4 protein-coding genes are annotated in these 2450 nt (G+C 68.3%); 2 read left to right on the top strand and 2 right to left on the bottom strand.

Annotated elements, in window-relative coordinates; genetic code table 11:
* The first annotated feature begins 180 nt into the window (after positions 1-180).
* On the top strand, positions 181-768 hold the full coding sequence (locus ACIBJE_RS31550) for a DUF4386 domain-containing protein (protein WP_396753927.1): 588 nt from the start codon (positions 181-183) through the stop codon (positions 766-768).
* A 59-nt stretch (positions 769-827) separates the two neighbouring features.
* Here ACIBJE_RS31550 and ACIBJE_RS31545 read toward each other — a convergent pair whose 3' ends face one another.
* A complete protein-coding gene (locus ACIBJE_RS31545; protein ID WP_013736060.1) occupies positions 828-1082 on the bottom strand; it encodes a Smr/MutS family protein in 255 nt (84 codons plus the stop codon).
* A 286-nt stretch (positions 1083-1368) separates the two neighbouring features.
* Here ACIBJE_RS31545 and ACIBJE_RS31540 point away from each other — a divergent pair, with 286 nt between their 5' ends.
* Positions 1369-1623 carry a Smr/MutS family protein gene (locus ACIBJE_RS31540; protein ID WP_013736060.1) on the top strand — a complete coding sequence of 85 codons (255 nt, stop codon included), beginning with the start codon at positions 1369-1371 and terminating at the stop codon, positions 1621-1623.
* A 59-nt stretch (positions 1624-1682) separates the two neighbouring features.
* On the opposite strand, the gene ACIBJE_RS31535 is transcribed toward ACIBJE_RS31540, so the two are convergent.
* Positions 1683-2270 carry a DUF4386 domain-containing protein gene (locus tag ACIBJE_RS31535; protein ID WP_396753927.1) on the bottom strand — a complete coding sequence of 196 codons (588 nt, stop codon included), beginning with the start codon at positions 2268-2270 and terminating at the stop codon, positions 1683-1685.
* Between the last annotated feature and the right edge of the window lie 180 nt (positions 2271-2450).

The following is a 2450-nucleotide window of genomic DNA, read 5'->3' as shown; positions in this document are numbered from 1 at the left end:
CGAGCTCAACGGACGACCCCGGCAAACCCTGGGATGGCAGAATCCTGCCGAAGCACTCCACCAGCACCTCGTCGCAACAGCCACTTGAAACCGCCTGCTCGGAGACGCCGAGATGCCGCATTTTTCGCCCACGCGAATCGCCCGAGCGGCCGATTCGCCACCGCACCGATCCGCAGGAGGGTGACGCACTACGTCGTCGGCACCACGCCGGAAACCCTGGTCGTCGTCGGTGGCGTCCTTGAAGTGATCGTCGCCCTCGCCTGCATCGGCACCGCCGTCGTGCTGTACCCGGTGGTCAAGCGGCAGGGCGAAACCCGCGCGCTGGGCTTCGTCACCGCCCGGGTCCTCGAAGCCGCCTGCATCTTCGTCAGCGTCGGAAGCCTCCTGACGGTCGTGGCCCTGCGGCGGGCCGAAGCCGGAGCAGACGCGCTGGTCACCGGCCAGGCGCTGGTCGCCTTCTACGACTCGGTCTTCCTCCTCAGCCAGGGCTTCATTCCGGCCGTGAACGCCCTGCTGCTGGGTTCCCTGCTGTACCGGTCACGCCTCGTGCCGCGGGTTCTTCCCGTGCTCGGGCTCGTCGGGGCGCCCCTGCTCGTCGTTTCCGACGCCGGCATACTGTTCGGCCTCTGGGACCGACTGTCGCCCGTGGCGGCGATCGCGGCCATCCCCATCGCCGTGTGGGAGTTCTCGTTGGGCGTCTACCTGATCGTCAAGGGCTTCCGGCCCTCCCCGGTCACCGCAGGAATGGTCGCCGCCGACGCCCGGTAGGCGACCTGGGATTGAGGTCAGCGGCCACGCCGTGACCATTCCCGACGGAACCGGGGCTACTACTTCCAGCGGAAGTGGACGAAGAGGCGGCCGAAGTTCTTGGAGTCCTTCTCGACCCGGTGGTAGAGCTGTTTGACGTCCTTCTGGTCGAGGAACCGCAGCACCCGCTTCTTGAGCTGGCCGGAGCCCTTGCCCGGGATGATCTCGACCAGGGTGGCCTTCTTCGCCACCGCCTCGTCCATGATCCCGCGCAGCGCCCGGTCGATGTCGTGGCCCTTGTTGAAGATGTCGTGCAGGTCCAGCTTGAGTTTCATGCCGCGCCCCGGTCGAGTGTCGTGCCGCCCGCCGGCCGGATGCCCCACGTGACCGTGGTGCGACCCCGGCCGGCAGGCCGGCTCCCATGCCGGCCATGGTAGGTCGGCGGGTTACCCGTGTGGGCCCGGCGGCTTCCCGTACCGGTACGGGAAGCCGCCGGGCCCACACGGGTAACCCGCCGACCTACCATGGCCGGCATGGGAGCCGGCCTGCCGGCCGGGGTCGCACCACGGTCACGTGGGGCATCCGGCCGGCGGGCGGCACGACACTCGACCGGGGCGCGGCATGAAACTCAAGCTGGACCTGCACGACATCTTCAACAAGGGCCACGACATCGACCGGGCGCTGCGCGGGATCATGGACGAGGCGGTGGCGAAGAAGGCCACCCTGGTCGAGATCATCCCGGGCAAGGGCTCCGGCCAGCTCAAGAAGCGGGTGCTGCGGTTCCTCGACCAGAAGGACGTCAAACAGCTCTACCACCGGGTCGAGAAGGACTCCAAGAACTTCGGCCGCCTCTTCGTCCACTTCCGCTGGAAGTAGTAGCCCCGGTTCCGTCGGGAATGGTCACGGCGTGGCCGCTGACCTCAATCCCAGGTCGCCTACCGGGCGTCGGCGGCGACCATTCCTGCGGTGACCGGGGAGGGCCGGAAGCCCTTGACGATCAGGTAGACGCCCAACGAGAACTCCCACACGGCGATGGGGATGGCCGCGATCGCCGCCACGGGCGACAGTCGGTCCCAGAGGCCGAACAGTATGCCGGCGTCGGAAACGACGAGCAGGGGCGCCCCGACGAGCCCGAGCACGGGAAGAACCCGCGGCACGAGGCGTGACCGGTACAGCAGGGAACCCAGCAGCAGGGCGTTCACGGCCGGAATGAAGCCCTGGCTGAGGAGGAAGACCGAGTCGTAGAAGGCGACCAGCGCCTGGCCGGTGACCAGCGCGTCTGCTCCGGCTTCGGCCCGCCGCAGGGCCACGACCGTCAGGAGGCTTCCGACGCTGACGAAGATGCAGGCGGCTTCGAGGACCCGGGCGGTGACGAAGCCCAGCGCGCGGGTTTCGCCCTGCCGCTTGACCACCGGGTACAGCACGACGGCGGTGCCGATGCAGGCGAGGGCGACGATCACTTCAAGGACGCCACCGACGACGACCAGGGTTTCCGGCGTGGTGCCGACGACGTAGTGCGTCACCCTCCTGCGGATCGGTGCGGTGGCGAATCGGCCGCTCGGGCGATTCGCGTGGGCGAAAAATGCGGCATCTCGGCGTCTCCGAGCAGGCGGTTTCAAGTGGCTGTTGCGACGAGGTGCTGGTGGAGTGCTTCGGCAGGATTCTGCCATCCCAGGGTTTGCCGGGGTCGTCCGTTGAGCTCG

It is taken from the genome of Micromonospora sp. NPDC050187, from assembly GCF_044459745.1.
GTDB lineage: Bacteria > Actinomycetota > Actinomycetes > Mycobacteriales > Micromonosporaceae > Micromonospora.
This window is presented reverse-complemented; position numbering and strand designations above follow the sequence as displayed.

Coding starts and splice junctions, on each gene's coding strand:
- ACIBJE_RS31545 (WP_013736060.1), bottom strand. CDS start 1,082: ATGAAACTCAAGCTGGACCTGCACGACATCTTCAACAAGGGCCACGAC.
- ACIBJE_RS31540 (WP_013736060.1), top strand. CDS start 1,369: ATGAAACTCAAGCTGGACCTGCACGACATCTTCAACAAGGGCCACGAC.